The organism is Weizmannia sp. CD-2023, from assembly GCF_036225245.1.
GTDB classification, from domain to species: Bacteria; Bacillota; Bacilli; order Bacillales; family Bacillaceae_C; genus Weizmannia; species Weizmannia faecalis.
On sequence record NZ_JARTJQ010000077.1, the window covers coordinates 60,700 to 87,656 of the forward strand.

General features: G+C 48.3%; 24 protein-coding genes. 22 read left to right on the top strand and 2 right to left on the bottom strand.

Features of this window, described 5'->3' with window-relative positions:
• Nucleotides 1-201: 201 nt before the first annotated feature.
• The gene (locus P9687_RS11385; protein WP_035189218.1) at nt 202-1,428 is read right to left on the bottom strand and encodes a nucleotidyltransferase; all 1,227 of its coding nucleotides are present in this window, start codon (nt 1,426-1,428) and stop codon (nt 202-204) included.
• A gap of 283 nt (nt 1,429-1,711) precedes the next feature.
• Between P9687_RS11385 and P9687_RS11390 the strand changes: the two genes are divergently transcribed.
• The 3 genes from P9687_RS11390 to P9687_RS11400 all read left to right on the top strand — a co-directional run bounded on the left by P9687_RS11390 (nt 1,712) and on the right by P9687_RS11400 (nt 3,156).
• Complete coding sequence (locus P9687_RS11390; RefSeq protein ID WP_014095574.1) at nt 1,712-2,257, top strand: YceD family protein; 546 nt, start codon at nt 1,712-1,714, stop codon at nt 2,255-2,257.
• 52 nt (nt 2,258-2,309) lie between these two features.
• Nucleotides 2,310-2,483, top strand: a complete 174-nt coding sequence (rpmF, locus tag P9687_RS11395) for a 50S ribosomal protein L32 (protein WP_014095573.1) — start codon at nt 2,310-2,312, stop codon at nt 2,481-2,483.
• Nucleotides 2,484-2,643: 160 nt separating this feature from the next.
• Nucleotides 2,644-3,156, top strand: a complete 513-nt coding sequence (locus P9687_RS11400) for an RsfA family transcriptional regulator (RefSeq protein WP_014095572.1) — start codon at nt 2,644-2,646, stop codon at nt 3,154-3,156.
• 84 nt (nt 3,157-3,240) lie between these two features.
• On the opposite strand, the gene P9687_RS11405 is transcribed toward P9687_RS11400, so the two are convergent.
• Nucleotides 3,241-3,741 carry an N-acetyltransferase gene (locus P9687_RS11405; RefSeq protein ID WP_013858962.1) on the bottom strand — a complete coding sequence of 167 codons (501 nt, stop codon included), beginning with the start codon at nt 3,739-3,741 and terminating at the stop codon, nt 3,241-3,243.
• 213 nt (nt 3,742-3,954) lie between these two features.
• Between P9687_RS11405 and P9687_RS11410 the strand changes: the two genes are divergently transcribed.
• From P9687_RS11410 to sigG, 19 genes are all read left to right on the top strand, one after another.
• Nucleotides 3,955-4,833: a 2-dehydropantoate 2-reductase gene (locus P9687_RS11410; protein WP_035181923.1), complete on the top strand. Its 879-nt coding sequence runs from the start codon at nt 3,955-3,957 to the stop codon at nt 4,831-4,833.
• 166 nt (nt 4,834-4,999) lie between these two features.
• On the top strand, nt 5,000-6,619 hold the full coding sequence (bshC, locus tag P9687_RS11415; protein WP_168985975.1) for a bacillithiol biosynthesis cysteine-adding enzyme BshC: 1,620 nt from the start codon (nt 5,000-5,002) through the stop codon (nt 6,617-6,619).
• Nucleotides 6,620-6,957: 338 nt separating this feature from the next.
• Complete coding sequence (mraZ, locus tag P9687_RS11420; protein ID WP_013858966.1) at nt 6,958-7,389, top strand: division/cell wall cluster transcriptional repressor MraZ; 432 nt, start codon at nt 6,958-6,960, stop codon at nt 7,387-7,389.
• 27 nt (nt 7,390-7,416) lie between these two features.
• Nucleotides 7,417-8,346 carry a 16S rRNA (cytosine(1402)-N(4))-methyltransferase RsmH gene (rsmH, locus tag P9687_RS11425; RefSeq protein ID WP_035189202.1) on the top strand — a complete coding sequence of 310 codons (930 nt, stop codon included), beginning with the start codon at nt 7,417-7,419 and terminating at the stop codon, nt 8,344-8,346.
• 21 nt (nt 8,347-8,367) lie between these two features.
• Nucleotides 8,368-8,727, top strand: a complete 360-nt coding sequence (gene ftsL, locus P9687_RS11430) for a cell division protein FtsL (protein ID WP_035189204.1) — start codon at nt 8,368-8,370, stop codon at nt 8,725-8,727.
• Nucleotides 8,724-10,865: a penicillin-binding protein gene (locus tag P9687_RS11435; RefSeq protein ID WP_035181919.1), complete on the top strand. Its 2,142-nt coding sequence runs from the start codon at nt 8,724-8,726 to the stop codon at nt 10,863-10,865. The genes ftsL and P9687_RS11435 overlap by 4 nt, the downstream gene beginning before the upstream one ends.
• 240 nt (nt 10,866-11,105) lie before the next feature.
• Nucleotides 11,106-13,022, top strand: a complete 1,917-nt coding sequence (locus tag P9687_RS11440) for a stage V sporulation protein D (protein ID WP_035189206.1) — start codon at nt 11,106-11,108, stop codon at nt 13,020-13,022.
• Nucleotides 13,023-13,291: 269 nt separating this feature from the next.
• Nucleotides 13,292-14,749, top strand: coding sequence for a UDP-N-acetylmuramoyl-L-alanyl-D-glutamate--2,6-diaminopimelate ligase (locus P9687_RS11445; protein WP_035189208.1), 1,458 nt, complete (start codon nt 13,292-13,294; stop codon nt 14,747-14,749).
• A gap of 5 nt (nt 14,750-14,754) precedes the next feature.
• Nucleotides 14,755-15,195, top strand: coding sequence for a hypothetical protein (locus P9687_RS11450; RefSeq protein WP_026684689.1), 441 nt, complete (start codon nt 14,755-14,757; stop codon nt 15,193-15,195).
• Nucleotides 15,192-16,166, top strand: coding sequence for a phospho-N-acetylmuramoyl-pentapeptide-transferase (gene mraY, locus P9687_RS11455; protein WP_014095563.1), 975 nt, complete (start codon nt 15,192-15,194; stop codon nt 16,164-16,166). The genes P9687_RS11450 and mraY overlap by 4 nt, the downstream gene beginning before the upstream one ends.
• 1 nt (nt 16,167) lies before the next feature.
• Nucleotides 16,168-17,523: a UDP-N-acetylmuramoyl-L-alanine--D-glutamate ligase gene (gene murD, locus P9687_RS11460; RefSeq protein ID WP_026684688.1), complete on the top strand. Its 1,356-nt coding sequence runs from the start codon at nt 16,168-16,170 to the stop codon at nt 17,521-17,523.
• A gap of 77 nt (nt 17,524-17,600) precedes the next feature.
• Nucleotides 17,601-18,701: a stage V sporulation protein E gene (gene spoVE, locus P9687_RS11465; protein WP_026684687.1), complete on the top strand. Its 1,101-nt coding sequence runs from the start codon at nt 17,601-17,603 to the stop codon at nt 18,699-18,701.
• A 181-nt stretch (nt 18,702-18,882) separates the two neighbouring features.
• A complete protein-coding gene (murG, locus tag P9687_RS11470; RefSeq protein WP_014095560.1) occupies nt 18,883-19,986 on the top strand; it encodes an undecaprenyldiphospho-muramoylpentapeptide beta-N-acetylglucosaminyltransferase in 1,104 nt (367 codons plus the stop codon).
• A gap of 28 nt (nt 19,987-20,014) precedes the next feature.
• Nucleotides 20,015-20,770 (top strand): cell division protein FtsQ/DivIB, encoded by a 756-nt coding sequence (locus P9687_RS11475; RefSeq protein WP_014095559.1) that lies wholly within the window; start codon nt 20,015-20,017, stop codon nt 20,768-20,770.
• A gap of 319 nt (nt 20,771-21,089) precedes the next feature.
• Nucleotides 21,090-22,379 (top strand): cell division protein FtsA, encoded by a 1,290-nt coding sequence (gene ftsA, locus P9687_RS11480; protein WP_035189211.1) that lies wholly within the window; start codon nt 21,090-21,092, stop codon nt 22,377-22,379.
• Nucleotides 22,380-22,467: 88 nt separating this feature from the next.
• The gene (ftsZ, locus tag P9687_RS11485; protein WP_014095557.1) at nt 22,468-23,601 is read left to right on the top strand and encodes a cell division protein FtsZ; all 1,134 of its coding nucleotides are present in this window, start codon (nt 22,468-22,470) and stop codon (nt 23,599-23,601) included.
• A gap of 640 nt (nt 23,602-24,241) precedes the next feature.
• On the top strand, nt 24,242-25,168 hold the full coding sequence (gene spoIIGA / locus P9687_RS11490; RefSeq protein ID WP_168985977.1) for a sigma-E processing peptidase SpoIIGA: 927 nt from the start codon (nt 24,242-24,244) through the stop codon (nt 25,166-25,168).
• Between the two features lie 24 nt (nt 25,169-25,192).
• Entirely contained in the window at nt 25,193-25,912 is a 720-nt protein-coding gene (sigE, locus tag P9687_RS11495; RefSeq protein WP_014095554.1) for an RNA polymerase sporulation sigma factor SigE, read from the top strand.
• Between the two features lie 154 nt (nt 25,913-26,066).
• Nucleotides 26,067-26,843, top strand: a complete 777-nt coding sequence (gene sigG / locus P9687_RS11500) for an RNA polymerase sporulation sigma factor SigG (protein WP_014095553.1) — start codon at nt 26,067-26,069, stop codon at nt 26,841-26,843.
• Nucleotides 26,844-26,957 lie beyond the last annotated feature (114 nt).

Here is a 26,957-nt window from a genome sequence, read left to right on the forward strand (position 1 = left end):
CATGCGTTTCATCGGTTTTTCGCTTGCAAAAAGGTGTTAGCCTGCATGCCTGCAGTTTTTTCGCTTGCAAAAAGGAGAACAGCCTAAGTATGCGGCTTTCTCGTCTGCAAAAAGCCGTTCTCATAAAATCATGCGTTTCATCCGGTTCTTCCCAGCCGCATGCCCGAAGCTTTTCCGCCTGTAAAAAGACAGCCTACGGATTCACGCGCCATCCGTTTTTTCGTCTGCAAAAAAAGGCGGCTTGCTGAATTCCCGGATCATTAAGTGTTCCCGTTCGTTTGCCGGAAGCGGGAGGGCATATATCCGCGCGGCTCTTATGTCCGGTGCAAGCAACGGGGCAGTTTGCAGCGAAAATTTTGAAATAATAGGAACCGGTACCGTTTTTTTCACGCTGTTCAAATAGCGCCTTCCCGTTTCGTTCATGGCGAGCAGCCGGATATACGACGGTTTTGCCGCATGTTTTTTGATTTCTGCTTTTTTGGCATTGGTTAACAAATGGGTGCAAATTCGCTGCAGTCTTGTCCACGTGTATCGTTTTGTTTTCACTTTTTCCATGAAGTCGGGAAAACTGTTGGCAGATGCCGCGGCTTTTTTTAAACGGTATTCAATGCCTTCTTCCACTTCATAAATGGCGCGTAATTCTTCTTCAGATGAGGAAAGCAGCCGGTAGTGCAAAAAAGGCCAGTAAAGCGCCCAATGCAGGAAGTGCCCGTTGTTGTTGCGGTGCCGGCTCAGTACATGAAATGCTGGTTCCGGCAGCACCGGGCGGGCAGCGTGCAGATCTTCGGTTTGCAAGATGGTTTTTCTGATGGCGCTTGCACTTGCAATTTCACCGGTTATCGCGACGTCATGGTGCCCAGCCGCTTTTCTCTGGACGGTAAAAGCCTCCATCGCCGGGTTTTGCCTTGCTGCCGCGAGCATATAATGGAAGCCGAGAATATTATTGGGTGAGCTTAAATCGAGCGTACTGTCGCCTGGTGCGAGCTTCTGAAAGCTGTTTGATAGCGCTGCCGGATAGCTGATCCCTTTTTTGACCTCGCGCTTGACGGATGCGTTAAATGCCGCTTCGTTTTGAAGCAGGACGGCAGCCGCCTGGCGGAATGCTTCGATGTCGCCGGATTCGCTGCCGAAGCAGAAGCTTTTGCACTGCAAAGCGTCCAAAATGGCAATCCCGCCTGCCGCAAATTTTTCGGCGGGCTGGACGGCAAATGCATACGGCAGTTCGACAACGAGATCCGCGCCCGATAATACGGCCATCTCCGCCCGCGTCCATTTTGAAACAAGCGCCGGCTCGCCCCGCTGCATAAAATAGCCGCTCATTACGGCAATGATACACTCTGCGCCTGTCATCCGCCGCGTCTCGCGAAGATGGTGCAAATGGCCATTATGAAAAGGATTGTACTCCACAATGATGCCGGTACTTTTCAATTGTGATTCCCCTTTCCGGAAGATTTGGATGTTTAAAAGCACCCGTTTGGGATAAGTTATTTTTAACATAACCGGCAAAAAAAGCAATCCTGCCTGCTGCAAAATTTTTTTGAAAAAACGGGGAGTCTTGAAGATGAAAGCGTAAAAAGGACGCGTCTTAAACAAGCCCGGGCCGGTTTCTGGTTTGAAGAAAAATTTTCGTTGTGGACATCATGGTTGTAAAGCAAAAAATATTGACAAAAGGTATGAGGGAAGCTATAATTACCTTTGTTGTCTTGGGGTGATGAAAGTGAAATGGTCTGCCATTCAATTGCAAAAATTTCGGGACAAGCGCTTTGAGATAGATGAATCGGTTGATATTACAAAAGATTTAATGGAAACTGATTCCGAGATCCGCGGGGCTTCGCCTTTTCACGTAACGGGAACGGGGAGTGCTCAGCAGGGCAGGGTGACGTTTGACCTTCACATTGAAGGAACGCTTGTGCTGCCTTGTGCCCGGACGCTTGTTGATGTACATTACCCGGTAGACTTGAAATCGACAGAAACGTTTCTTCTCGAGCCTTCCGATTATGAAGGCACTGAAGATGAAGAAGTGCATGTTGCCGAAAATGAGGTCATTGATTTGATCCCGGTTATGAAAGAATTGATTTTGCTCGATATTCCCATGCAGGTTTTCAGTGAGGAAGCCAAAAAAGGCGAACTGCCGCATACGGACAACTGGCAGGTGCTGACGGAGGACGAGTATCTGGAAATGGAGCAGAAGGCGGAAAAAGCGGTAGACCCGCGTATGGCCGACCTTGCGAAATTTTTTGACCAGGATTCTGAATAACCGCCATCTTCGGCTAAATGATATGCTGATCTCTTATAAGGAGGTGGGAAGAATGGCTGTACCTTTTAGAAGAACTTCTAAAACGGCAAAAAGAAAACGCCGCACACATTTTAAATTGCAAGTTCCCGGCATGATTGAATGCCCGCGATGCGGTGAAATGAAAATGGCACACCGCGTATGCCCATCTTGCGGTTATTACAAAAACAAAGTTGTGGTAAATAAATAATAAAAGAGCACGGCGCAAACCCGTGCTTTTTTATTTGCCTTCAAAACGCCATCCCTTTCCGCCAAAAGCTTCTCCCCGTTCCTCCTTTTTTTCTCGAAATTTCGTCTATCTTTTCTATCAACGGCATATGAATAGTATTAAAAAGGATGGGGGGAAAGATATGCCGGCAGTCAGACAGGATGCCTGGACACAGGAAGAAGATTTGCTGCTATCGGACATTGTGTTGCGCCATATTCGCGAAGGCAGCACGCAGCTCCGGGCGTTTGAAGAGGCAGGGAAGCGGATGAACCGGACCGCAGCGGCATGCGGGTTCAGGTGGAATTCTTATGTGAGAAAGCAGTACGCCTCAGAAATTGAAGCCGCAAAAAAAGAAAGAAAGGAAAAAAAGCAGCTCGTCCGAGATTCCGGGAGAGCACCGGCTGAAGAAGGGCAGCAGACAGAAGCAACGCTGTTTGATGCCATCCGTATCCTTCAGCAGCTTGCGGAAAAAAGCAGGCACGAGAGTGGGCAGTTGTCCGCATCCCGGCGCGGTACAGAGGAATGGAAAAGCAAATATGAGGCGCTGCTTCAAAAGTATCTTGAAGAAAAGGAAAAGCATGAGCAGCTGCAAAAAGAATACAGTGCGCTCCTTTCCATTATGGAAAAAGCACGGCAGTTGTCTGAACAAGATTAAAGCGGCGGCACATCCCCTGGACCTTAAAAGGCAGGGGACATTTTTTGTTCGTAAAAGGCAAAAAAAGAACCGGAATCCGGTTCTTTAAGAAGAGGTCGTTTTTTTGTCCTGTTTTGCGTCTTTCAGCTTCACGCCGTGCGGCAACCAGACAAACGGGTTTTCACTCAAATCGCGTTCGACATTATAAGGAACAGGTTTGAACCCCATTTTTTCCCAAAATCCTCGCGACTTCAGGCGGGCGTTTGTTTTAATCGGCAGCCCGAAGCTTTTGGCAAAATCAACAAGCGCCCGGCCGTAATTCTTATATTGATAGTTCGGGAGCACTTCCAGCTTCCAAAGTTCCAAAAATGTTTGCGGGGGGTCAAAATAGAGATCGTATTTTGCATCCCGTTCGTAAAGGCTCATGCGCGCAACGAGTTTATCGGCAAAATAAATGCCGTAAAATGGCGAGTCGGCGTTGTCTTCAATAATATTGTCCTGCAAATCTTCAAGCATGGACAGTTCCTGCTGCCCGTACTCTTTAAACTGCTTGAATTCTTCGAGCGTTTTGTAGTTCACTTTCAGCCTTTCCACTTGATAAGCCATATCAATTCCCCCATCCCTCTTTATATGCTGTGTCGCAGCAGCATGGCGGCGATTCTTACATAAAACCGGTTGATATTATCATTATATAACAAACAATTGGAAGAATGAAAGAAATACGTGTAAACGGTCGCACACCATTTGTCTGGAATTTTCTTTTCCATTCCCTTATTGCCTGTTAAAATGGAGCAAAGAAAATGGAAAGGGGCGGGCAAAATGAAAATTGGGGTGATTGGCGCTGGTGCGATCGGTTTATTATACGGGGGTTGGCTTGGAAAGTTGCATGAAGTGACCTTGTTTCCAAATACGAAGGCGCAGGCCGTAGAGCTGAATGAAAAAGGGATTACCGTAAAAGACGGCGCATCTTCGTTCAGAACTTTCGTCAAAGCGGATGACACGTTCTCTTCGCTTTCCTCCCAGGATCTAGTCATTGTTGCCGTCAAGCAATATGACCTTCCTGCTGTGACAACCGTTTTAAAAAACGAAGATGGCGGGGTGCCGGTCTTGTTTTTGCAAAACGGCATGGGCCATCTTGTTCTTCTTGAAGAATTGCCGCAAAAAACGATCCTTGTCGGTACGGTAGAGCACGGCGCATCCCGGCTTGACGGCACAACGGTGAAGCATAATGGGCACGGCAAAACGAATATCGCCGTCTACCGCGGGAAATGGGATGAAAGCGTGCATTTGCATACGGATGCTTTCCCGTTCACGGTGCAGCCGGATTATGAGCTGATGCTTTTGCGCAAATGTTTTGCCAATGCCGTCATCAATCCGCTCACAGCCGTTTTAAAGGCAAAGAACGGGGAACTGGTCAAAAACCCGCATTATGCCCGTGTGTTCCGCGCCGTATTTGAAGAACTGGCGGCGCTTTTCCCGAAACTTTCGCGGGAAAAGATGTGGGAGGAAGTCACCGGCATTTGCAAAAATACGTGCGAAAATGAATCGTCCATGCTGAAAGATGTGAAAAAAGGAGCACGGACCGAGATTGACGCGATTCTCGGTTACATGCTGGAAACGGCTGCCCGTCAAAACAGCCAGGTTCCGCTTGCGTCCGCCCTTTATGAAATGGTGAAAGGGATGGAGGATAAGGGGTGAGGCACGTTCCGGGTGTTGCCGCCGTGCCCGCAGCGGCCGGAAACATGGCTTCTGTTTTTGAAAACGGGCAGCCTTGAAACGAGCAGGCAGGCTTTTTTTCTTTTTTTCACAAAAATGCTATACTCAATGAGAAAATCAATGAAAACGAGAAAGGAAGAATCATTTGATGGAACTGGAAAACTTTTCAATTCCAGCAACGAATCGGTTCGCTTCCCTCTATCTTGCGCAAAAATCTCCTGTAAAGGATTTTTTTCATTATGATATAACGGATGCTTCTGTTTTCCATAAAAGAGTGGAAGATTTAAAAAAACGGGCTTTTAACCGGGAAGGGCTGGCAGATTGTATCGGGCACTATATGGAAAAATTTGGAATCTCCCCGGAGACGGCCCATTCCTTGGAAAAATTAAGGCAGCCGAACGCTGCTGTTGTGATCGGTGGCCAGCAGGCAGGGCTATTAACAGGGCCGCTTTATACGATCCATAAACTGATTTCGATTATCCGGCTTGCCAGTGAGCAGGAAGAAGCCCTGCAAATTCCGGTTGTACCTGTTTTCTGGATCGCGGGCGAGGACCATGACTACTTGGAAGTGAACCATATTTATGCCGAACAGGAAAGGCGTTTAAAAAAATTTAGTTATGCTGAAGGGCCGCTTGAGAAAAAAATGATCTCTGATACCACACCGGATCCTGCCCATTTAAAAAAATGGATACATAAAGTTTTTGAAGCATTTGGCGAAACCGAACATACCAATGCCCTTCTTTCCAAGCTGGAGGCGTTTGCAGACAGGGCACAAAGCCTTTCTGACCTGTTTGCCTGCATGATTCACGATCTTTTCAAGGTGTACGGGGTGCTGCTCATCGATTCGGCTGATGCGAACTTGCGAAAGATCGAGGCGCCGTTTTTTGAACGGATGATCCAGGATTATGACAAGATTACGGAAGCGGTCCTCTGGCAGCAGCAGGAAATCGCGCAGTTTGAGTTTCCAAAAGCGATTGATATTTCCAGGCGGGCGCTGAATCTTTTTTATTATGACGGGAAGGAACGGATTTTGCTGGAGTACAGTCCGGAGCACGGCGGATTTACCGGGAAAGGCGGCAGCCCCTTTTTTACGGAGGAAGCGTTGCGCGCGCTTTGTGCGAAAAGCCCTGAACGGCTGAGCAATAATGTTGTCACAAGGCCGCTTATGCAGGAATGGCTCTTCCCAACCCTTGCGTTTATCGGCGGGCCGGGCGAAATTGCGTACTGGGCCGAGCTGAAGCGGGTGTTTGAAGAAATGGGGATTCTGATGCCGCCTCTCGTGCCGCGACTCAATATCACGTTGCTTGAGAGAACGGTCCAAAGGGATATCGAGGAACTGGAACTCGATATCGGGCATGTATTAAAATACGGGACCCGGAAAGAGCGGGAAAAATATTGGAATGACGCAAAAGATGAGAATATGGACGCGCTCATTGCAGAAACGGAAAACATGCTGAAAATGCAATACGATAAAATTTTTGCCGCAATTGGAAAGGGGTTGGAACCGCTTGCCCGCAAAAATCTCGATTTTCACCTCGGGCAGCTTGCGTTTTTGCAGCGGAAAGTGGATGAAGAGATTGCGGGAAAACATGAAAACATCCTTGAAAAATACGCGCGGGTCGAACGTGCCTTGCGCCCGGACGGCAATCCCCAGGAAAGGGTCTGGAACCTTTTTTATTTCCTTAACAAATATGGGGCGGACTTTATCCACACCCTTGCCGCCCTGCCGTTCACATTTGACGGCACACATAAACTCGTTAAAATTTAACCGGCTGACAGCGGCCGGCTTTTTTTATGCAAAAAAACAGGGGGTTTTGGTTCACGATGCTTTGTTGGAAAAATGAATTGTAAAGACGCTTCCCGCACGATACCGACGTGGTTTTGGTTCATGATGCTTTTTTGAAAAAATAATTGCAAAGCGAAAAAGCGGGTTGCCGGGACTCACCATGTTGGAACAAGGCTTTACGGCAGGCAAGTTTTAAATTGATTTTTTCTTGCAAAAAGCAGGAAAACGGAGCTGCGAGGAGAATATAAAAATTAAAGTGGTGAAAGGTGGGGGATTGTGGTAAATTATAATATGAAGTGGGAAGCGGGGGGCACGCGCCAATGTTCATGGGAGAATACCGGCACAATATCGATGTAAAAGGCCGTTTGATTGTACCGGCCAAATTCCGTGAACAGCTTGGCGATACGTTTGTCATTACCCGCGGGCTTGACCGTTGCATTTTCGGTTACCCTGCGGATGAATGGAAACAGGTGGAAGAAAAACTGAAGTCCCTTCCGTTAACGAAAAAAGATGCCCGCGCATTCACACGATTTTTCTTTTCGGGGGCGACCGAATGCGAGTGGGACAAGCAAGGGCGCATTCTTATTCCCGCACCGCTCCTTTCCTATGCGAAACTCGAAAAAGAATGCGTGGTGCTCGGCGTTTCCAATCGAATTGAGATTTGGAGCAAAGATTTATGGGAAGAATATTTTCAGGAATCGGAGGCTTCTTTTGCTGATATTGCGGAAAACCTCATCGATTTTGACCTTTAACATGTTCGATTGGATAGGAGATTCAGTATGTTTCAACACAAGACCGTTTTGCTGAAAGAAACCGTTGACGGGCTACATATTAAACCGGACGGGATTTATGTTGACTGCACGCTCGGTGGCGGGGGCCACAGCGCCTATTTGCTTCAGCAGCTTACCGGCGGGCATTTATACGCTTTTGACCAGGATGAAACGGCGATTCAGCATGCCAAAGAAAAGTTTGCCCATGACCAAAACAGGATCACTTTTATTAAAAGCAATTTCCGGTATTTAAAATCAGAATTGAACGCGCGCGGTGTGCAGGCTGTCGACGGCATCTTGTATGATTTGGGCGTTTCCTCTCCCCAGCTTGATACACCGGAACGGGGATTCAGCTATCAGCATGATGCACCGCTCGATATGCGGATGGACCTCGATGCGCCGCTTACCGCTTATGAAGTCGTCAATGAATGGCCGTATGAAAAACTGGTCCGGATCTTTTTCCGGTACGGGGAAGAAAAATTTTCAAAACAAATTGCCCGCAAAATCGAGGCGTCCCGTGCCAAAAAACCGATCGAAACAACCGGTGAACTGGCCGATTTAATTAAAGAAGCGATTCCTGCACCCGCACGAAGAAAAGGCGGGCATCCGGCAAAAAGGGTCTTTCAGGCGATCCGGATTGCCGTGAACGATGAATTATCTGCTTTTGAAATGTCTTTAACGGATGCCATTTCGCTTTTAAAACCAGGCGGGCGGGTCTCTGTCATTACCTTTCATTCCCTGGAAGACCGCATTTGTAAAAATATATTGAAAGAATACAGCAGTGCAGGAGATTTGCCGCATGGGCTGCCTGTCATCCCAAAAGAATACGAACCCGTATTAAAACTCATTACGAGGAAACCCATTGTCCCGAATGATGAGGAAGTGGGCGGGAACAACCGGTCAAGGTCGGCTAAACTGCGCATTGCGGAAAAACGCTAAGAAAATAGAGGAGGGAGTTTTTTGAGTAATTTAGCAAGGCAGCCGAAACGTGCGCCGGAACAGCAACAACAGATTGAAAAAAGAGTAGCACCGGCCACAAGACGCGCGCAGATCACTTTAGGGGAAAAAATCATCGCAAGCCTTTTTGCTTTGTTCGTGCTGATTATGGCCGTGAAGATCGTATCGACGGAAGCTGCAATTTATAATGTCAACCGGTCGATTGAAGATACAAAAACCACGATCCAGAACAAAAACAAGGTGACCGATGATTTGAAAATGCAAGTAAGCGAATTGAGCCGCTACGACCGTATTTACGAAAAGGCAAAAGAACTCGGCTTGAAATTGGACGAGAATAATGTCAAGGTTGTTGAAAATAAATGAAGTCCAGAAAACTGAATACAAACAGGGGGGCAGCGATATTATTTATCATATTCGGTCTGTCCTTTTTTATTATCGCCGTAAGGTTTTTGACGATTGAAATCACAGGGCAGGCAGACGGGAAAGTGCTCGCGGCAAAAGCGGCGAAAAAATATTTGCGGACAAGCGCCATTCCCGCTTCCCGCGGCAATATTTACGATGCAAGCGGGGAAGTGATCGCCGAAAATGTTGTTTCGTACAATCTGGTCGCCGTTTTGGACCCGAAAGTCACGATTGATCCGGAACATCCGAAACATGTTGTCAACCCTCGAAAAACCGCCCAGGCCCTTGCGAAATATATTGACATGCCCGAATCAAAAATTTATTCGCTCCTGACACAAAAAGGGCGGTTTCAAGTGGAGTTCGGGAAGGCGGGGCAGGATATTCCGTATAACGTAAAAAATGAAATTCAAAAACAGAACTTGCCGGGCATCCAGTTCGAAGCCGTGCCGAAACGCACGTATCCGAACGGTTCGTTTGCCTCCCATCTGGTCGGCTATGCGCAGAAAAATGAGACAGGCGGCCAAATGGCAGGTGTAATGGGAATCGAAAAAAGCATGAATGCCGCTTTGGAAGGCAAAGACGGAAAAATCAGTTATGAAGGCGACTTTTGGGGATATATTTTGCCAAACGCGCATAAAAAAGTCACCAAACCGAAAAACGGGGAAAATGTCTATTTAACGATTGACAAGAAAATCCAGTCTTTCGTTGAAGATGCGCTTGGCAAAGTCCAGAAACAATACAATCCGAAAAAAGCGTTTGTTGTCGTGGCCGATCCGAAAACGGGTAAGATACTGGCAATGGGGCAGCGGCCGACATTTGATCCGGAAACGCGGAAAGGTTTGAGCGATGCTTGGCAGGACGATCCAGTCGAAACCGCTTATGAACCGGGCTCAACGATGAAAATTTTTACCTTGGCGGCGGCCGTCCAGGAAGGCGTTTTTCACCCGAATGCGACCTATAAGTCAGGAGAATTCCGGGTGAAAAATGTGCCAAACCCGATTAAAGACCATAATGGCGGGGTCGGCTGGGGCAGGATCACCTTTTTAGAAGGGCTGCAGCGTTCTTCTAATGTTGCATTTGCCACATTGCTGGATTATATTAAGCAGGATAAATTTAAGCAGTATTTGGAAGCGTTCGGGTTCGGGAAACAGACGAAAGTCGGCTTGCCGAATGAAGCTTCCGGCAAAATTTTATACGATTATCCGATTGAACGGTATACGTCGACATTCGGGCAGGGTACAACCGTTACCGCGATGCAGATGATTCAGGCGGCAACAGCTATTGCCAATGACGGGAAAATGATGAAACCGTATGTAGTCGAGAAAGTGGTCAATCCCGCAACCGGAAAAACGGAAAAAACAAAACCAACCGTTGCCGGCAACCCGATCAGCGCGGATACCGCGAAAAAAGTCCGGGATTATTTGCGGACGGTTGTGACGAATAAAAAAACCGGAACCGGCACGGCCTATAACATTCCGGGCTACGAGGTGACCGGCAAAACCGGTACCGCCCAGATCCCGAATCCGAACGGCGGCGGATATTTAACCGGTACCGATAATTATATCTTTTCTTTTCTCGGTATGGCGCCGAAAGACAATCCGAAATTAATCGTTTACGCCGTTGTCCAGCAGCCGCATTTAAAAGCCGGCGAGCTTGGCGGCGAACCGGTTAAAGCGCTGTTTAACCCGATTATGAAGAACAGCCTGCAATATTTAAACATTAAACCGGCAAAAGGAAAGACCGTACGCCTTGCCAAGCTTCCTGATTTTACGGGTGACAGCCGGTCAGAAGCGTCATCTGCCGTAAAAGCATTGGGCCTTACCCCTGTTGTGCTCGGCGATGGCGATGCCGTAACGGCCCAGGAACCCAGGGCACAGGGACAACTGCTGCCGGGCGCAAAAGTATTTTTGAAAACAAATGGCAATAAAGTAATGCCGGATATACGCGGCTTTTCGAAACGCGACGTGGCGGGCGCTGCCAAACTGCTCGGCCTCCGCCTGACCATAAGCGGGGAAGGTTATGCCGTATCCCAAAGCATTCCGGCAAAATCAAAAGTGAAATCCGGACAGGCCCTTACTGTAAAATTTAAAAACCCTTAGGCGGCCGGTAGAAGGAATACCGAAAAAAAGCAAGCACAAGGCTTGCTTTTTTTCATGCGTGTGAAAAGGTACTAGCCGGATGCGTACAAGCATATAAATGGGTATAAAGGCAACAAAGGGCATTTTATGCGCCCGGAGCGGATTTTTCAGGGTTAAAGGAAACCAAGAGAAGGCTGAAATCTTTCATCTTTCCTACCCAGGAATCTGCTGCTTTGAGATTTAAATGAAGGAGGCGCGCTCGTGAAACGTGTATCCAATGTTACGGTGAGAAAGCGGCTTGTTTTTATATTGCTTTGCGGGATTGTCATTTTCAGCATTATAGATGTGCGGCTCGGCTATGTCCAGTTCGGGCTCGGGGATATGCTGACGAACAGGGCAAAAGCGCTATGGAGCAGAAGCATCCCTTTTGAAGGGGAGCGGGGAAAAATCGAAGACAGAAACGGTGTGCCGATCGCCTCCAACCAAAGTGCCCCGACGATTTTTATCATTCCGAGGCAGGTCAAGGATCCGGCAAAAACGGCTGAAAAACTGGGGGACGCCCTTGATGCAGACAAAGAAAAGCTTTATAAAGAAATTACACAGGTCAGATCGATTGTCAGAATAAAAGAAGGGCGGAAAATCAGCAATGAAAAGGCAAATGCCGTACGCCGCCTTGGGCTTTCAGGGGTCTATATCGCGGAAGATTCCAAGCGGTATTATCCGTTCGGCCGTTACCTTTCGCATGTACTCGGATTCACTGGTGCCGACAATCAGGGGCTGACCGGGCTCGAACTGTATTATGATGATGCGCTGAGCGGAAAAAAAGGGGCAGTCGAGTTTTATACGGACGCAAAAGGGAAGAAAAAGATGAAGGATATGGCAGATGAATATGAACCGCCAAAAAACGGGCTTGACCTGAAACTAACGGTTGATACAAAAGTCCAGACGGTTATTGAACGTGAACTCGATAATGCTGAAAAAAAATATCATCCGGACGGGCTGATTGCGATCGCCATGGACCCGGGCACCGGGGAAATTCTCGGGATGTCCAGCAGGCCGAGCTATACGCCTGACAATTATAGAAATGTGCCACAGGAAGTGTATAACCGGAACCTGCCGATCTGGAGCACATACGAACCGGGCTCGACATTTAAAATTATCACACTTGCCGCCGCCCTTGAAGAAAAGAAAGTGAATTTGACAAAAGACAAATTTTACGATTCCGGCGCGGTTGAAGTCGGAGGCTCGACGCTGCACTGCTGGAAAAGGGGCGGGCACGGCAGCGAAACGTTCCTTGAAGTCGTCCAAAATTCATGCAACCCGGGCTTTGTCGAACTTGGCGAAAGGATCGGAAAAAATACATTATTCAAATACATCCGCAATTTCGGGTTTGGCACAAAAACCGGTGTGGATCTATCCGGCGAAGCTTCCGGCATTTTGTTCAACCTTGACCGCGTCGGGCCGGTTGAACTGGCGACAACGGCTTTCGGGCAGGGGGTTTCTGTTACGCCGATCCAGCAGGTGGCAGCGGTCTCGGCTGCCGTAAACGGCGGGATTCTTTACAAACCGTATATTGCAAAGGAACTCGTTGACCCTAAAACAGGGGAAACGGTCATGCGGAAAAACCCGGTTGCCAAAAGAAGGGTGATCTCGGAAAACACATCGAAACAAATCCGCCATGCGCTTGAAACAGTTGTCACACAAGGGAGCGGAAAAAATGCTTATGTGGACGGTTATCCGGTCGGCGGGAAAACCGGGACGGCGCAAAAAGCCAAAAACGGCCGCTATCTCGAAAACAATTATGTTTTATCCTTTATCGGTTTCGCCCCGGCCAATGATCCGAAAATCGTCGTCTACTTGGCGGTCGATAATCCGAAAAATACGATCCAATTCGGCGGCCAGGTGGCAGCCCCGATCGCGGGCACGATCATCGGCGACAGCCTGCGTGCCATGGGCGTCAAGCCGGTGAAAAACCAGGCGGAAAAAGAAAAAAGTTATTTTGAAACGCCAACGGTAAAAGTGCCGAATTTAATCGGAGAGACGAAAAAAGAGATGATGAACGATCAATATAATCTCAAACTTGATGTCAGCGGATCCGGAAACAAGGTGATCCGGCAGTCCCCTGAAGCAGGCGTGAAAGTGGAAGAGGGCTCAACGATCCGGGTTTACATGCAGTAAAATAGATTCACCAATTCCGGAATGGGCCCCGCCAGGCTCAACAATCCGGAATTTGCATGCAGAAAAACAGGGCGGCGCCGTATGTCCGGCCGCCCGTGTTTTTGTTTCAAGAGGCATAAACAAGCTCTTTCGGCGTACATTTTAAAAATCAACAGGACTTCATAGCTTAATGGCCGTTTTTTTTGTACAATAGAAAAGGACTGTATTTACATGTATACACAAAGAAGATGCAGCAACAAGGGTTTGGAACAGGAAGGGTTGGAAGCAAAATGAAGTTACATACATTGTTAGAGGCATTACCATTTGTGAAAATGCCTGCAGTGAATCCGGAAATTACGGAACTTGTCCAGGATAACCGGCTTGTCACGAAAAACAGTCTGTTTATTTGTATCAAAGGCTATACGGTTGACGGGCATAAGTTTGCCGTTGATGCGGCCAAACGGGGTGCAGCAGCCATTTTAGCCGAAAAGCCGGTCGATGTGGATATACCGGTTATTATCGTCCGCAATACAAAACGGGCAATGGCGCTCCTTGCAGACCGGTTTTACGGGCAGCCGTCCCGCAAGTTTCGTCTTGTCGGCATTACCGGCACAAACGGAAAAACAACAACGAGCCATATTATCGAAAAAATATACCGGGATGCAGGCAGAACGACCGGCCTGATTGGCACGATGTATATGAAAATCGGCGATGAAACACTGGAAACGAAAAACACAACGCCGGACAGTCTGACATTGCAAAAAACATTCCATGAAATGAACGCGCGCGGTGTCACCGATTGTGTGATGGAAGTTTCTTCGCATTCGCTTGTTGAAGGCCGGGTGCACGGCTGCGACTATGATATTGCCGTTTTTACAAATCTCACGCAGGATCATCTCGATTACCATAAAACGATGGCGGAATACCGGCGCGCCAAAAGTTTATTGTTTTCGCAGCTCGGGAACTCCTGCCCGCAAGATAAGCCGAAATATGCCATCTTAAATGCAGATGACGCCGCATCAAAAGAATTTGAACAAGTAACCGCAGTGCCTGTTATTACGTACGGAATCGACCATGATGCGGATTTTATGGCCGAAAACATTGACATGCACGCCCGCGGGACAACATTCACGCTTGTGACGCCTTTTGAAAAACGGGAAGTCCACCTCAAGCTCGCCGGGAAGTTCAGCGTCTATAATATGCTTGCAGCGATCGCAGCCGGAGTTGTTTCCGGGGTGCCGCTTGATTCGGTCATTAAAACGGCGGAAGCGATGGAAGGCGTACGCGGCCGGTTTGAACTCGTAAACGGCGGCCAGGATTTTTCCGTGATTGTCGATTACGCGCACACGCCCGACAGTCTGGAAAATGTCCTGAAAACGATCCGGCAGTTTGCCCGCAAAAAAATCTTTGTCGTTGTCGGCTGCGGCGGCGACCGCGATAAAACAAAGCGGCCGGTGATGGCGCAAATTGCTTGCAAATATGCGGATTATCCGATTTTTACATCGGATAATCCGCGCAGTGAAGATCCGCTTGCCATTTTGCGCGAGATGGAAAAAGGGGTAGAAGGTGAGCAATATGAATGCATCCCCGACCGGAGGGAAGCAATCAAAACAGCCATTTTCCGTGCAGAGGCGGGGGATGTTGTCCTGATTGCCGGAAAAGGCCATGAAACGTATCAAATCATTGGAAATGAAGTGCATCATTTTGATGACAGGGAAGTTGCACTGGAAATGATAAAGGAGCGGTGAAGCATATGTTATCATTCGGGGATACAGCCCACCTTTTCAGTTTGGGCCGCGGCATGGAGATGGCGCTCGAATTTGCCACAGTCAGCGTGTTTGCGGATGTAAACCAGCCAAAGGGATTATACGTCCCTTTTTCTGAACCGGACATTAACCGGGCAATTGCACACGGGGCAATCGCGGCGCTTTGGAAAAACGATGCGCCCGTGCCCCGCTATATACCGAATGATTTTCCGCTGTTTATGGCAGAGGATGTTTCTGTTGCTTTTACACAACTGGTACAGTTTTATCTAAAAAAAATGGAAAGCAAGGATTTGGATATGAAGACAACTTTTATTTTTTACGGACCGGAATTGCGGGAAAAAAACCCTCATACATATGATTTGGCGGATGCGGAAAACAGGAAGCGGCTGCTTTGTGCATGCAGGCGCCACGGGAGGGAAAAAGCATGATCGAGCAAGTGATTTTTTTTACAACACTGATGGCTTTTTTGATTTCCGTGCTGCTTTCGCCCGTTTTTATCCCTTTTTTAAGGAGATTGAAATTCGGCCAGAGCATCCGGGAAGAAGGCCCGAAATCGCACCAGAAAAAATCCGGGACGCCGACAATGGGCGGCTTGATTATTTTGGTATCGATCATTGCATCCACACTGATCATGGCCGGTAAATTCGCAGAACCGACTGTAAGAATTTACCTTTTGCTGCTTGTGACGATCGGATTCGGGCTGCTCGGATTTTTGGACGACTTTATTAAAGTGGTGATGAAGCGGAATCTTGGCCTTACATCAAAGCAGAAACTGCTCGGCCAGATTCTCGTTGCCATCATTTTTTATGTCGTTTTCCGCCACTTCCATTTATCTTCGGAAGTCTCGATTCCGTTTACGGACAAATCGGTCGATTTCGGCTGGTTTTACTTTGTTATCATTCTTCTCTGGCTTGTCGGGTTTTCCAATGCGGTCAATCTGACGGATGGGCTTGACGGCCTTGTATCCGGGACGGCAGCGATTGCTTTCGGGGCATTCGCCGTTTTGGCATGGAACCAGTCACAGGCGGATGTCGCCCTGTTTTCGGTTGCCGTTGTCGGGGCCGTGCTCGGTTTTCTCGTCTTTAATGCCCATCCGGCAAAAGTTTTCATGGGGGACACCGGCTCACTTGCATTGGGCGGAGCGATTGCCGCCATTTCAATTCTGACCAATCTTGAGATTCTTTTAATTGTGATTGGCGGCGTTTTTGTCATTGAGACTTTGTCTGTCATTCTCCAAGTGATATCATTTAAGACAACAGGAAAAAGAATTTTTAGGATGAGCCCGCTGCACCACCATTATGAGCTTTCGGGCTGGTCGGAATGGCGTGTTGTCGTGACGTTCTGGGCGGTAGGCCTTTTGTGTGCGATTTTAGGAATTTATATCGAGGTGTGGATGTAACATGAAAAATATCACGGAATATGAACATAAAAAAGTATTGGTACTCGGGCTGGCGAAAAGCGGGGTGAGCGCGGCCTCCCTGTTGCACCGGCTCGGGGCGTTTGTGACGGTGAATGATTATAAACCGCTTGAAGAGAACCCGGAGGCGCAGGGGCTTTTGGAACAGGGGATTAAAGTCATTTGTGGCAGCCATCCAATTGAACTATTGGATGAAGGCTTTGAACTGATTGTGAAAAATCCGGGCATCCCTTATTCGAACCCGCTTGTTGCGGGGGCGATTGAAAAAGGGATCCCGGTCATTACCGAAATCGAGCTGGCTTATAAAATTGCAGAATGCCCGATGGTCGGCATTACGGGAACGAACGGGAAAACGACGACTACCACGTTGATTTATGAAATTTTCCAGGCGGATCCGCATCTTGATCCGTTAATTGCCGGAAATATTGGCAAAGTGGCCTCCACGGTGGCGCAAAGAGCACGCGCGGACCAGCAGATGGTGGTGGAGTTGTCTTCTTTCCAGCTGATGGGCGTGCAAACATTCAGGCCGCATATTGCCATTATCACGAATATTTATGAAGCCCATCTCGATTATCACGGGACAAAAGAAGCTTATGCAAAAGCAAAATCAAATATTACCCGAAACCAGACAGAGGATGATTTCCTGATTCTGAACCATGCCCAGCCGGAACTGTGGGATCTGGTCTCCTTCACGAAAGCAAAAATTATTCCTTTTTCAACGAAGGAATATGTTGAAGACGGCGCATCGGTAAAAGACGGCAGCATCATGTGGAAAGGCGAAAAAATCATGGACCGCGCTGACATTGTGCTGCCGGGAGACCATAATCTGGAAAATATTTTAGCCGCTGTCGCCGCTGCCAAGCTGATGGGAGCAAGTAATGATGCCATCCGCGGGGTGCTCGGAACGTTTAAAGGCGTCAAGCACCGGACGCAATATATCGGAGAAATCAAAGGACGGAAATTTTACAACGATTCAAAAGCGACCAATATCCTGGCCTGCAAAGCCGCACTCGCCGCTTTTCATCAGCCGGTCATTCTGCTTGCCGGCGGGCTTGACCGTGGCAATGGCTTTGATGAACTGATCCCGGCTTTGAAATATGTCAAAGCATTGATTACTTTCGGGGAAACCGCGCCGAAACTGGAAAGCACCGCGAAAAAAGCAGGCATTCCGGTCATCCGCACGGTGGAAAACGTGGAAGAAGCAGTCCCGGCCGCATGGGCATTATCCGAACCGGGCGATTGCATTTTGCTGTCGCCGGCATGCGCCAGCTGGGACCAGTACAAATCTTTTGAAATTCGTGGTGATATTTTCATCGACGCCGTGCATAAGTTAAGATAAGGGCTTGGACCGTTTTTGGCCGGCGCGGGTTGCCGGTTTTTGCGGGAAGCTCTAAATCTTTTCTGGGGTGGGCGCGGATGCCGTCGAAAAAAACGAATCCCGATTTTTTATTAATCATTGTGACCCTGGCGCTGCTTGCAACCGGGCTTCTGATGGTGTTCAGCGCGAGCGAGATCGTGGCGGAATACAAATTTAACGATGCATTTTATTTTTTGAAGCGGCAGCTGCTTTTTGCCGGGCTCGGCGTGGCAGCGATGTTTTTCGTGATGCGCATTGATTACTGGACGTGGCGGGCATGGGCGAAAACCATCCTGATCATCTGTTTTGTGCTGCTCGTCCTTGTTTTGATTCCCGGCATCGGGCTTGAACGGAACGGGTCGCGGAGCTGGATCGGGGTCGGCGCATTTTCCATCCAGCCTTCCGAATTCATTAAAATGGCGCTGATCGCGTATTTGGCAAAATTTTTATCGGAGAACCAGAAATACATTACGACTTTTAAAAAAGGCATGCTCCCGGCGCTGGCGCTCGTTTTTGTTGCTTTCGGGATGATTATGCTGCAGCCGGACCTTGGAACGGGAACGGTGATGCTTGGGACATGCATCATCATGATTTTTGTCTCCGGCGCCCGCATTGCCCATTTTGTCATGCTCGGGCTCCTTGGTGTGGGCGGTTTTGTCGCTCTTGTTTTATCGGCTCCATACCGGATCGCACGGATCACCTCTTTCCTTGACCCCTGGTCCGATCCGCAGGGGAAAGGATTTCAAATTATCCAGTCGCTCCTTGCGATCGGTCCAGGCGGCCTGTTCGGCATGGGGCTTGGGGAGAGCAAACAAAAATTCCACTATCTGCCGGAACCGCAAAATGATTTTATCTTTGCCATTCTTTCCGAGGAGCTCGGTTTTATCGGCGGGACTTTTGTCCTGATTTTGTTTGCGCTATTGCTCTGGCGCGGCATCCGGATCGCACTTGGCGCACCCGATCTGTACGGAAGCCTGCTCGCAGTCGGCATTATTTCCATGATCGCGATCCAGGTGATGATCAATATCAGCGTTGTCATCGGCCTGATCCCGGTTACAGGCATTACGCTTCCGTTCATCAGTTACGGCGGCTCTTCTTTGACGTTGATGCTTGTCGCAGTCGGCGTGCTCTTAAACATCAGCCGCCATTCCCGGCTGTAACGGAAGGAGAACCTCATAAAGGGGTTCTTTTTTCGTTTGACAACAAGTTAACATTTTGGTAATAATCGTTTTACTGTGCACCCATTGTCGTTTAAAATATAGTAATATAGAAAAATGAATGTTTCAAACATCATATATTGATACCCGTGCAACCCAGCACGGCGTCCTGAGGTGGAAAAACATGAAAATCATTGTCAGCGGGGGCGGAACAGGCGGGCATATTTATCCGGCCCTGGCATTGATCAGAACGATCAAACAGAAACATCCTGACACGGAATGTTTGTATATTGGCACGGAAAAAGGGCTCGAATCCCGGCTTGTGCCGCGGGAAAACATTCCGTTCAAATCGATTCATATTACGGGGTTTAAACGCTCCCTTTCGTTTGAAAATGTCAAAACGGTTGTCCGCTTTCTAAAAGGGGTAAGCCGGTGCAAAAAAATCATCCGCGAATTCAAGCCGGATGTGGTCATCGGAACAGGCGGGTATGTATGCGGTCCGGTTGTCTACGCTGCCGCCAAACTGCACATCCCGACCATCATTCACGAACAAAACAGCGTGCCGGGGCTGACGAATAAATTTTTAAGCCGGTACGTTGACAAAGTGGCCATTTGCTTTGAATCTGCAAAATCTTTTTTTGATGAGAAAAAAGTGGTGCTGACCGGCAATCCGCGCGCATCGGAAGTGATCGGGGACAAAAGGCGCGGCGTCCTTTCCGGTTTCAACCTGAAAACAACGCTTCCAACCGTTCTCATTTTCGGCGGGAGCCGCGGGGCACGCCCGATTAATGAAGCGGTTGTGAAATCTTTTTCCAATTTTGCACAAAAAAATTACCAGGTCATTTATGCGACAGGGGATGTGCATTATGAGGCCGTCAAAAAAGAAATTGCATTGATCGGCGAAAAAGGAAATATCAAGGTGGTACCGTTTATCCACAATATGCCGGAAGTGTTGCGAGCGGTGGATCTTGTCGTCTCAAGGGCAGGGGCAACCACATTGGCCGAACTGACGGCGCTCGGTTTGCCAAGTATCTTAATCCCGAGCCCTTATGTGACAAACAATCACCAGGAAAAAAACGCGAAAACACTCGTGGAAAACGGCGCAGCTTTTATGCTGCTTGAAAAAGATTTATCTTCCGCAAAGCTCGTATCCTTGATTGATAAAATTTTGCTGGATCGGGAACAGATGGAGAAAATGCAGGCGGCCGCCCGCAAGCTCGGTATTCGTGACGCTTCATGGCGGCTTTATGAAGTGATGGAAAATCTGGCCGCAAAAGCCAAATCGTGATGCGGCAAATAAAAAAGGGAGGAACAAAATGGCGCGGTCTGACAAAAACATCGTTTCGCTGGAAGACCGGATCCCGAAATTAAAGCAGCAGCGCCGCCGAAAAACGAACCGGCGGCTCATCATGCTGCTGACGGTTTTTTTTATGCTGGTGATGCTGATCATCTACCTCGAGTCCCCGCTGAGCCGCGTCCACCGCATTCAGATAGAGGGAAATGAGGCGGTCAGCAAGCCGTACATTTTGAAAAAAAGCGGCATTGCCACGGGTGAGAATATATGGAATATCCGTAAAGACGCAGTCCGGAAAAGAATCGCATCCATCCCTGAAGTTGATTCGGTGAAAGTGGGCATTTCCTTGCCGAATACGCTTTACATAAAAGTGAAAGAGCATCAAAAAATCGGGTATTTACAGCAGAAAGGCGGTTTTTTGCCGGTTTTGGATAACGGTTCGGTCGTCAAAAGAACGGTGAAAGAAATTCCGGCCGCAAGCCTGATATTTACCGGTTTCAAACAGGATACGCATTTGCATGAAATGATCCGCCAGATGCAAAAATTGCCGGATTCGATCACAAATGCCATTTCGGAAGTCCGCTATACCCCTTCAAACGTTGACCGTGACCTTGTCACCCTGTACATGAATAACGGTTTTGAAGTGCGCGCAAGCATTCCGTCGTTCGCAGAAAAGATGGCGCATTACCCTTCGATCATCAGTCAGCTTGACCCGAAGAAAAAAGGTGTGATTGACCTCGAAGTCGGTTCGTATTTTAAAGCTTACGATTCGAAGTAGACATGAAAAAATTTCGCTTTTCTCCGTGTCCATCTTAGTGTAGACTTATGATGAAACCAAATTTTAGGAATTGCTATATTTTGAGACTGGAAATATTTTGATCACCAAAAGAAAATGAAAAAAGTCCGATTGAAAAAAAGGGAATTTGATTATGACGCAGAATACTTTGTTTATAATCACCTTTTTGAATGGAGGCTTCTGGCGGACTCACGGACGGAACGGCAAAAAGAGCCCGCCTCAGAAGAGACGAATTGGGAAAAATGGCGCTTTAACATAGGCGGATTGCGTTTGATCGAAAGGCAAAGGGAGGTGCCGCAGTATGAACAGCAGTGAAATATATGTGAGTCTTGACATCGGTACATCTGCCACGAAAGTCATCATTGCCGAAATGGGCAATGATTCATTAAATATTATTGGGGTTGGCAATGTCAGGTCCGAAGGCATTAAAAAAGGATCGATTGTAGATATAGATGAAACCGTCCTGTCCATCAGGCGGGCAATTGAACAAGCGGAAAGAATGGTCGGCATGAAAATTGACCACGTGATCGTCGGCATTGCCAGCAATCATGTGATGCTGCAGCCGTGCCACGGGGTGGTGGCGGTCCAGAGCGAGAACCGGGAAATTACGGACGTGGATGTACAAAGAGTGATGGATGCGGCGCAAGTGCTTTCTATTCCTCCCGAAAGAGAGATTGTGAATGTCATTCCGAAACAATTCATTGTGGACGGTTTGGATGAAATACATGATCCTCGCGGGATGATCGGTGTCAGATTGGAAATGGAAGGCATCATTGTCACGACTTCCAAAACGATCTTACATAATACATTGCGCTGTGTTGAAAAGGCCGGCCTGACCATCGCGGAAATTGTTCTCATGCCGCTTGCAGCCGGTGCCATTGCGCTGTCAAAAGATGAAATGGAACTCGGGACGGCACTCGTTGACATCGGCGGCGGGTCGACGACGCTGGCTGTTTTTGAAAACGGCCATATCCGGACAACGAGCGTGCTGCCCGTCGGCGGGGACCATATCACAAAAGATTTGTCCATCTGTCTAAGGGCTTCAACGGAAGATGCGGAAAAAATCAAACTGAAGCACGGGCACGCGTTCAGCCAGGATGCGCTCGAAGACGATGTTTTTGATGTACAGATCATCGGCAGTGAACAAAAAGAACAATTTAACCAATTACAAATTTCTGATATTATAGAAGCTAGATTAGAAGAAATCTTTTTGTTTATCCAGCAGGAACTGAGGAAGATCGGCGTCCATGATTTGCCGGGCGGGATTGTGCTGACAGGGGGCACTGCAAATATGCCCGGTGTACCGGAGCTTGCAGAAACGGTCTTTCAAAACCGCGTAAGAGTTGCCATTCCGGATTATATCGGTGTCCGTGAGCCGCAATATACGACGGCGGTCGGCCTGATCCAGTACGCTGCGAAAAATGCGCGGCTGGAAGGGAAAAATGTCAGCTCCCGCCTGGTGGCAGCCGGAATGGAGTATGCGGAACCGAAACCGGCGAAAAAGCCGCAGTCCAAACCAAAACAAGCTTCCGGTCAGGAAGAAAAAATGTCATCGAAAATGAAAAAATTCTTTGGTTTGTTTTTCGAATAGCCTGCCGGCATCATGTGCGAAAAAACCGGAGCCCGTCCGGCAGCAGGACCGGGATAAGATACGCAATACGAATTAGGAGGATTAGTGAATGTTAGAGTTCGATACCAATGTAGACGCTTTGGCAACGATAAAAGTTATCGGCGTTGGCGGCGGCGGCAACAATGCCGTGAACCGTATGATTGAACATGATCTGCAGGGCGTTGAATTTATTGCCGTAAACACGGATGCCCAGGCATTAAACCTTTCCAAAGCTGAAATTAAAATGCAAATTGGCGCAAAATTAACGCGTGGCCTCGGTGCCGGCGCAAATCCGGAAGTCGGGCGGAAAGCGGCCGAAGAAAGCAAAGAACAAATTGAAGAAGCGTTAAAGGGTGCGGATATGGTGTTCGTGACAGCCGGGATGGGCGGCGGCACCGGAACAGGGGCGGCGCCGGTCATTGCCCATATCGCAAAGGAACTCGGGGCGCTGACGGTCGGTGTGGTTACAAGGCCGTTCACATTCGAAGGCCGCAAACGGGCAAACCAGGCGGCCGGCGGCATCAGTGCCATGAAAGAAGCGGTCGATACGCTGATCGTGATCCCGAATGACCGCCTGCTGGAAATTGTCGATAAAAGCACACCGATGCTAGAAGCATTCCGGGAAGCGGATAATGTGCTGCGCCAGGGCGTACAAGGGATTTCCGACCTGATCGCGGTACCGGGCCTGATCAACCTGGATTTTGCGGATGTCAAAACAATTATGACCAATAAAGGTTCAGCATTGATGGGAATCGGGATCGCTTCCGGGGAAAATCGTGCGACAGAGGCGGCAAAAAAAGCCATTTCGTCGCCGCTGCTTGAAACGTCTATTGACGGTGCACAAGGCGTGCTGATGAACATTACCGGCAGCGCAAATTTAAGTTTGTATGAAGTGCAGGAAGCGGCCGATATTGTCGCCTCCGCATCAGACCAGGAAGTCAATATGATTTTCGGGTCCGTTATCAATGAAAGCCTGAAGGACGAAATCGTGGTTACGGTCATTGCAACCGGCTTTAATGAAGAAGCGCAGACCCAGAGCAAGCAGCGCCCGTCGCTCGGACAATCAAGGCCGGCCTTGAACCAACAGGCAAAACGCGAAACAAAGCGTGAAGAACCCCAGTCTGAACCGCAACGCGCCGTTCAGTACAGTGAAGATACACTTGATATTCCGACTTTTTTGCGAAACCGGAACAGAAGAAAATAATGAAAGAGCCCGTCTCTGCTTTCCAGGCCATTGTCTGAAAGCAAAGACGGGCTTTTTTGCGTTTGAAAACACTTTTTAAACCCGTTTTGGATTGGCGAGATGTCGTCTGCATATTGAGAGCACCGCAGCTATGTTTATGTTGCTAAGTTGTTTTGAATTTGCGAGATGTTGTCTGTATATCCAGTCGGGGTTTTTTTCGGATGCATATCGGTGTGACAACAGAATCGAGCAAGCATGCTTGACACTTTTCGGCTAAAAAAATGAAAAGTTCTGTTTTTTTGCCAGCAGAAACTGACACACTTTAATGCTCCGCGTGCGTTATACTAGCCATAAATCTAATCAAAAGGACAGAAGCAGCAATCGGCAAAAGAGTTCGCCTGGAAGCCGGAAATTGGTTTGCACTATGTTCATTCACCGGATTGGCGTTCTTAAAGCCGCAGCAGATGCACCTTTCAGCAACAATCACCGGGTAAAGCCTTAGTCGATGTACCTTTCAACAACGTTACCGGGTTAGTATACGAAAACCGGCACAGGATGCATTGCGGCAAGCATTCCGCAGCCTCGGGCACGCGGCCCGGGCAAAAGCGGCCGTCGTTTTGGCGGGACGGCTGCGGATTCATTTGAGGCGGAGACAGGGGGGATGCGTTTGGTTGTATATATGGATGCCATCTGGCTTTTGAATTTTCTTGCCGACAGCCTGCTGTTGTGGCTGACAAGCATTGCCTTAAAACGGCCGGCCCGCCTGCTCCGGATTCTTGCAGGCGGGCTCATCGGTTCAGCGATCATCATCATGGGCTTTATGCCGCAGCTTTCTTATTATGCCGGTAACCCGGTTGTAAAGCTGCTTTTTTCCGGCATCATGGTATTTGCAGTTTTCGGCTATAAGCGGTGGCGCTATTTTTTTTCAAATCTCCTAACCTTTTATTTTGCCACGTTTCTGATGGGCGGCATTTTAATGGGGGCCCACTACTTTTTAAGCTTTCACTTCGACATGCAGGTGAAAATGCTTAAAGCTGCGGCGGGGGGATTTGGCGACCCGGTCAGCTGGGCGTTTGTTGCGCTCGGTCTTCCGGCGGCATGGCTGTTTTCAAAGAACCGGATTCAGGGGCTTGAAATGGCGAAAATCAAGTATGACCAGCTTGTCGATGTTTATATTCGCATCGTGGAAAGTGATTTTACAGTAAAAGGGCTGGTGGATAGCGGCAACCAGTTATATGATCCGCTGACAAAGCTGCCAGTGATGATCCTTTCCATCCTGCCCGTCCGTGAGCATCTCCCCGAAGAAATTGCGGTGCTTGCGGAAGATGCGACCCGTCTTTTGGACGGAAGTGCTACACTTCCTGACGAATGGGCCGGCCGCGTCCGGTTCATCCCGGCAAAAACAGTCGGGAAACAATCGCTTCTTTTAGCGTACAAGCCGGATGAGGTACAACTGACGAGCGGAAACCGGACATGGCCTGTAAAAAAAGTGCTGATTTCTTTTTCGGCACAACGTTTATCCGGGGATGATGCATTCAGCTGCATTGTTCACCCGCAAATGATGGCAGAAGCTGCGCAATCCGCCTGATGGTGACTTTAAAGGAGGATGAATATGAAACATTTACGGTTAAAACTCGCTTATTTTTGGTACAAACTCCTATTCAAGCTCGGGCTGAAAGCGGATGAAATTTATTATATCGGCGGGAATGAAGCCCTGCCGCCCCCGCTTTCCAAAGAAGAAGAAGAAATGCTGTTAAAAAAACTGCCGGCAGGGGATAAGGCAGCACGTTCGATCCTTATCGAACGCAACTTGCGCCTTGTCGTTTACATTGCGCGCAAATTTGAAAACACCGGCATCAATATCGAAGACTTAATCAGCATTGGCACAATCGGCCTCATTAAAGCCGTGAATACGTTTAATCCGGAAAAGAAGATCAAACTGGCGACTTACGCTTCCCGCTGTATTGAAAATGAAATTTTGATGTATTTAAGGCGGAACAATAAGCTCCGATCCGAAGTTTCGTTTGATGAACCGCTAAATATCGATTGGGACGGAAATGAACTGCTGCTTTCGGATGTGCTCGGCACGGATGATGATATCATTACAAGGGATCTTGAAGCGAACGTCGATAAAAAATTGCTTTACAGCGCCCTGCACCGTTTGTCGGACCGGGAAAAGCAGATTATGGAATTGCGTTTCGGCCTTAAAGGGCAGGAAGAGAAAACACAAAAAGATGTCGCCGATATGCTTGGCATTTCCCAGTCCTATATTTCGCGGCTTGAGAAAAGAATTATCAAAAGATTGCGTAAAGAATTCAATAAAATGGTATAGCAGGAAAATTTGCAGGCGGTCGGGAAGCAGGAACGGCAATGTCCGGACATCTTCCGCAGGCAATTCCCGCTTTTTGCGCAGTGCATAAATTTCCCACCCGGGGAGATACTGTTTTTTGAACAGCAGCTCCTGAGTCCTGAAGGGGGGAAAAGATTTGAAGCGCAACAAAGTGGAAATTTGCGGGGTGGATACCTCCAAGCTTCCCGTTTTGAAAAATGAGGAAATGAGGGATCTTTTAAAGAAAATGCATGCCGGCGATGCGTCTGCAAGAGAAAAGCTGGTCAATGGCAATTTACGCCTTGTGCTGAGCGTCATTCAGCGCTTTAACAACCGTGGCGAATATGTGGACGACCTGTTTCAAGTCGGCTGTATCGGACTCATGAAATCCATTGATAATTTTGATCTGAATCAAAATGTCCGCTTTTCAACGTACGCCGTGCCGATGATTATCGGCGAAATCAGGCGTTATTTACGGGATAATAATCCGATCCGCGTATCGCGCTCCTTGAGGGATATTGCTTATAAAGCCCTGCAAGTAAGGGAAAAGCTGATGAGCGCCACTTCGAAAGAACCGACAACAGAAGAAATCGCCAGAGAGCTGGATGTTCCGCACGAAGACATTGTATTTGCACTTGATGCCATTCAGGATCCCGTATCACTGTTTGAACCGATTTATAACGACGGCGGGGATCCGATTTATGTCATGGACCAGGTGAGTGACGAAAAAAACAAAGATTCGCAATGGATTGAAGAAATCGCCTTGCAGGAAGGAATGCGGCGCCTGAACGAACGGGAGAAAATGATCATCCGCAAACGGTTTTTCCAAGGAAAAACACAGATGGAAGTCGCAGAAGAAATCGGCATCTCCCAAGCCCAAGTCTCCCGCCTCGAAAAAGCAGCCATCAAACAAATGAACAAAAATATACAGTAGTAAGAAAAGCGGAGGCGACTGTATAGCCCCGACCGGCGAATGTTCCGGCCGGAATGAAGCCCTGGCTTCAGGACGGACGGGTTATTCGACCCGAGGGGCTAGGAGCCGGAGCTG

Excerpts from the sequence above, each read along its gene's own strand:
- ftsA (WP_035189211.1), top strand. The coding sequence starts at position 21,090 with ATGAACAGCAGTGAAATATATGTGAGTCTTGACATCGGTACATCTGCC.
- sigE (WP_014095554.1), top strand. The coding sequence starts at position 25,193 with ATGAAACATTTACGGTTAAAACTCGCTTATTTTTGGTACAAACTCCTA.
- spoVE (WP_026684687.1), top strand. The coding sequence starts at position 17,601 with ATGCCGTCGAAAAAAACGAATCCCGATTTTTTATTAATCATTGTGACC.
- P9687_RS11390 (WP_014095574.1), top strand. The coding sequence starts at position 1,712 with ATGAAAGTGAAATGGTCTGCCATTCAATTGCAAAAATTTCGGGACAAG.
- ftsZ (WP_014095557.1), top strand. The coding sequence starts at position 22,468 with ATGTTAGAGTTCGATACCAATGTAGACGCTTTGGCAACGATAAAAGTT.
- P9687_RS11445 (WP_035189208.1), top strand. The coding sequence starts at position 13,292 with ATGAAGTTACATACATTGTTAGAGGCATTACCATTTGTGAAAATGCCT.
- bshC (WP_168985975.1), top strand. The coding sequence starts at position 5,000 with ATGGAACTGGAAAACTTTTCAATTCCAGCAACGAATCGGTTCGCTTCC.
- mraY (WP_014095563.1), top strand. The coding sequence starts at position 15,192 with ATGATCGAGCAAGTGATTTTTTTTACAACACTGATGGCTTTTTTGATT.
- P9687_RS11475 (WP_014095559.1), top strand. The coding sequence starts at position 20,015 with ATGGCGCGGTCTGACAAAAACATCGTTTCGCTGGAAGACCGGATCCCG.
- P9687_RS11435 (WP_035181919.1), top strand. The coding sequence starts at position 8,724 with ATGAAGTCCAGAAAACTGAATACAAACAGGGGGGCAGCGATATTATTT.
- P9687_RS11410 (WP_035181923.1), top strand. The coding sequence starts at position 3,955 with ATGAAAATTGGGGTGATTGGCGCTGGTGCGATCGGTTTATTATACGGG.
- P9687_RS11450 (WP_026684689.1), top strand. The coding sequence starts at position 14,755 with ATGTTATCATTCGGGGATACAGCCCACCTTTTCAGTTTGGGCCGCGGC.
- murG (WP_014095560.1), top strand. The coding sequence starts at position 18,883 with ATGAAAATCATTGTCAGCGGGGGCGGAACAGGCGGGCATATTTATCCG.
- spoIIGA (WP_168985977.1), top strand. The coding sequence starts at position 24,242 with ATGCGTTTGGTTGTATATATGGATGCCATCTGGCTTTTGAATTTTCTT.
- murD (WP_026684688.1), top strand. The coding sequence starts at position 16,168 with ATGAAAAATATCACGGAATATGAACATAAAAAAGTATTGGTACTCGGG.
- rsmH (WP_035189202.1), top strand. The coding sequence starts at position 7,417 with ATGTTTCAACACAAGACCGTTTTGCTGAAAGAAACCGTTGACGGGCTA.
- mraZ (WP_013858966.1), top strand. The coding sequence starts at position 6,958 with ATGTTCATGGGAGAATACCGGCACAATATCGATGTAAAAGGCCGTTTG.
- rpmF (WP_014095573.1), top strand. The coding sequence starts at position 2,310 with ATGGCTGTACCTTTTAGAAGAACTTCTAAAACGGCAAAAAGAAAACGC.
- P9687_RS11400 (WP_014095572.1), top strand. The coding sequence starts at position 2,644 with ATGCCGGCAGTCAGACAGGATGCCTGGACACAGGAAGAAGATTTGCTG.
- P9687_RS11405 (WP_013858962.1), bottom strand. The coding sequence starts at position 3,741 with ATGGCTTATCAAGTGGAAAGGCTGAAAGTGAACTACAAAACGCTCGAA.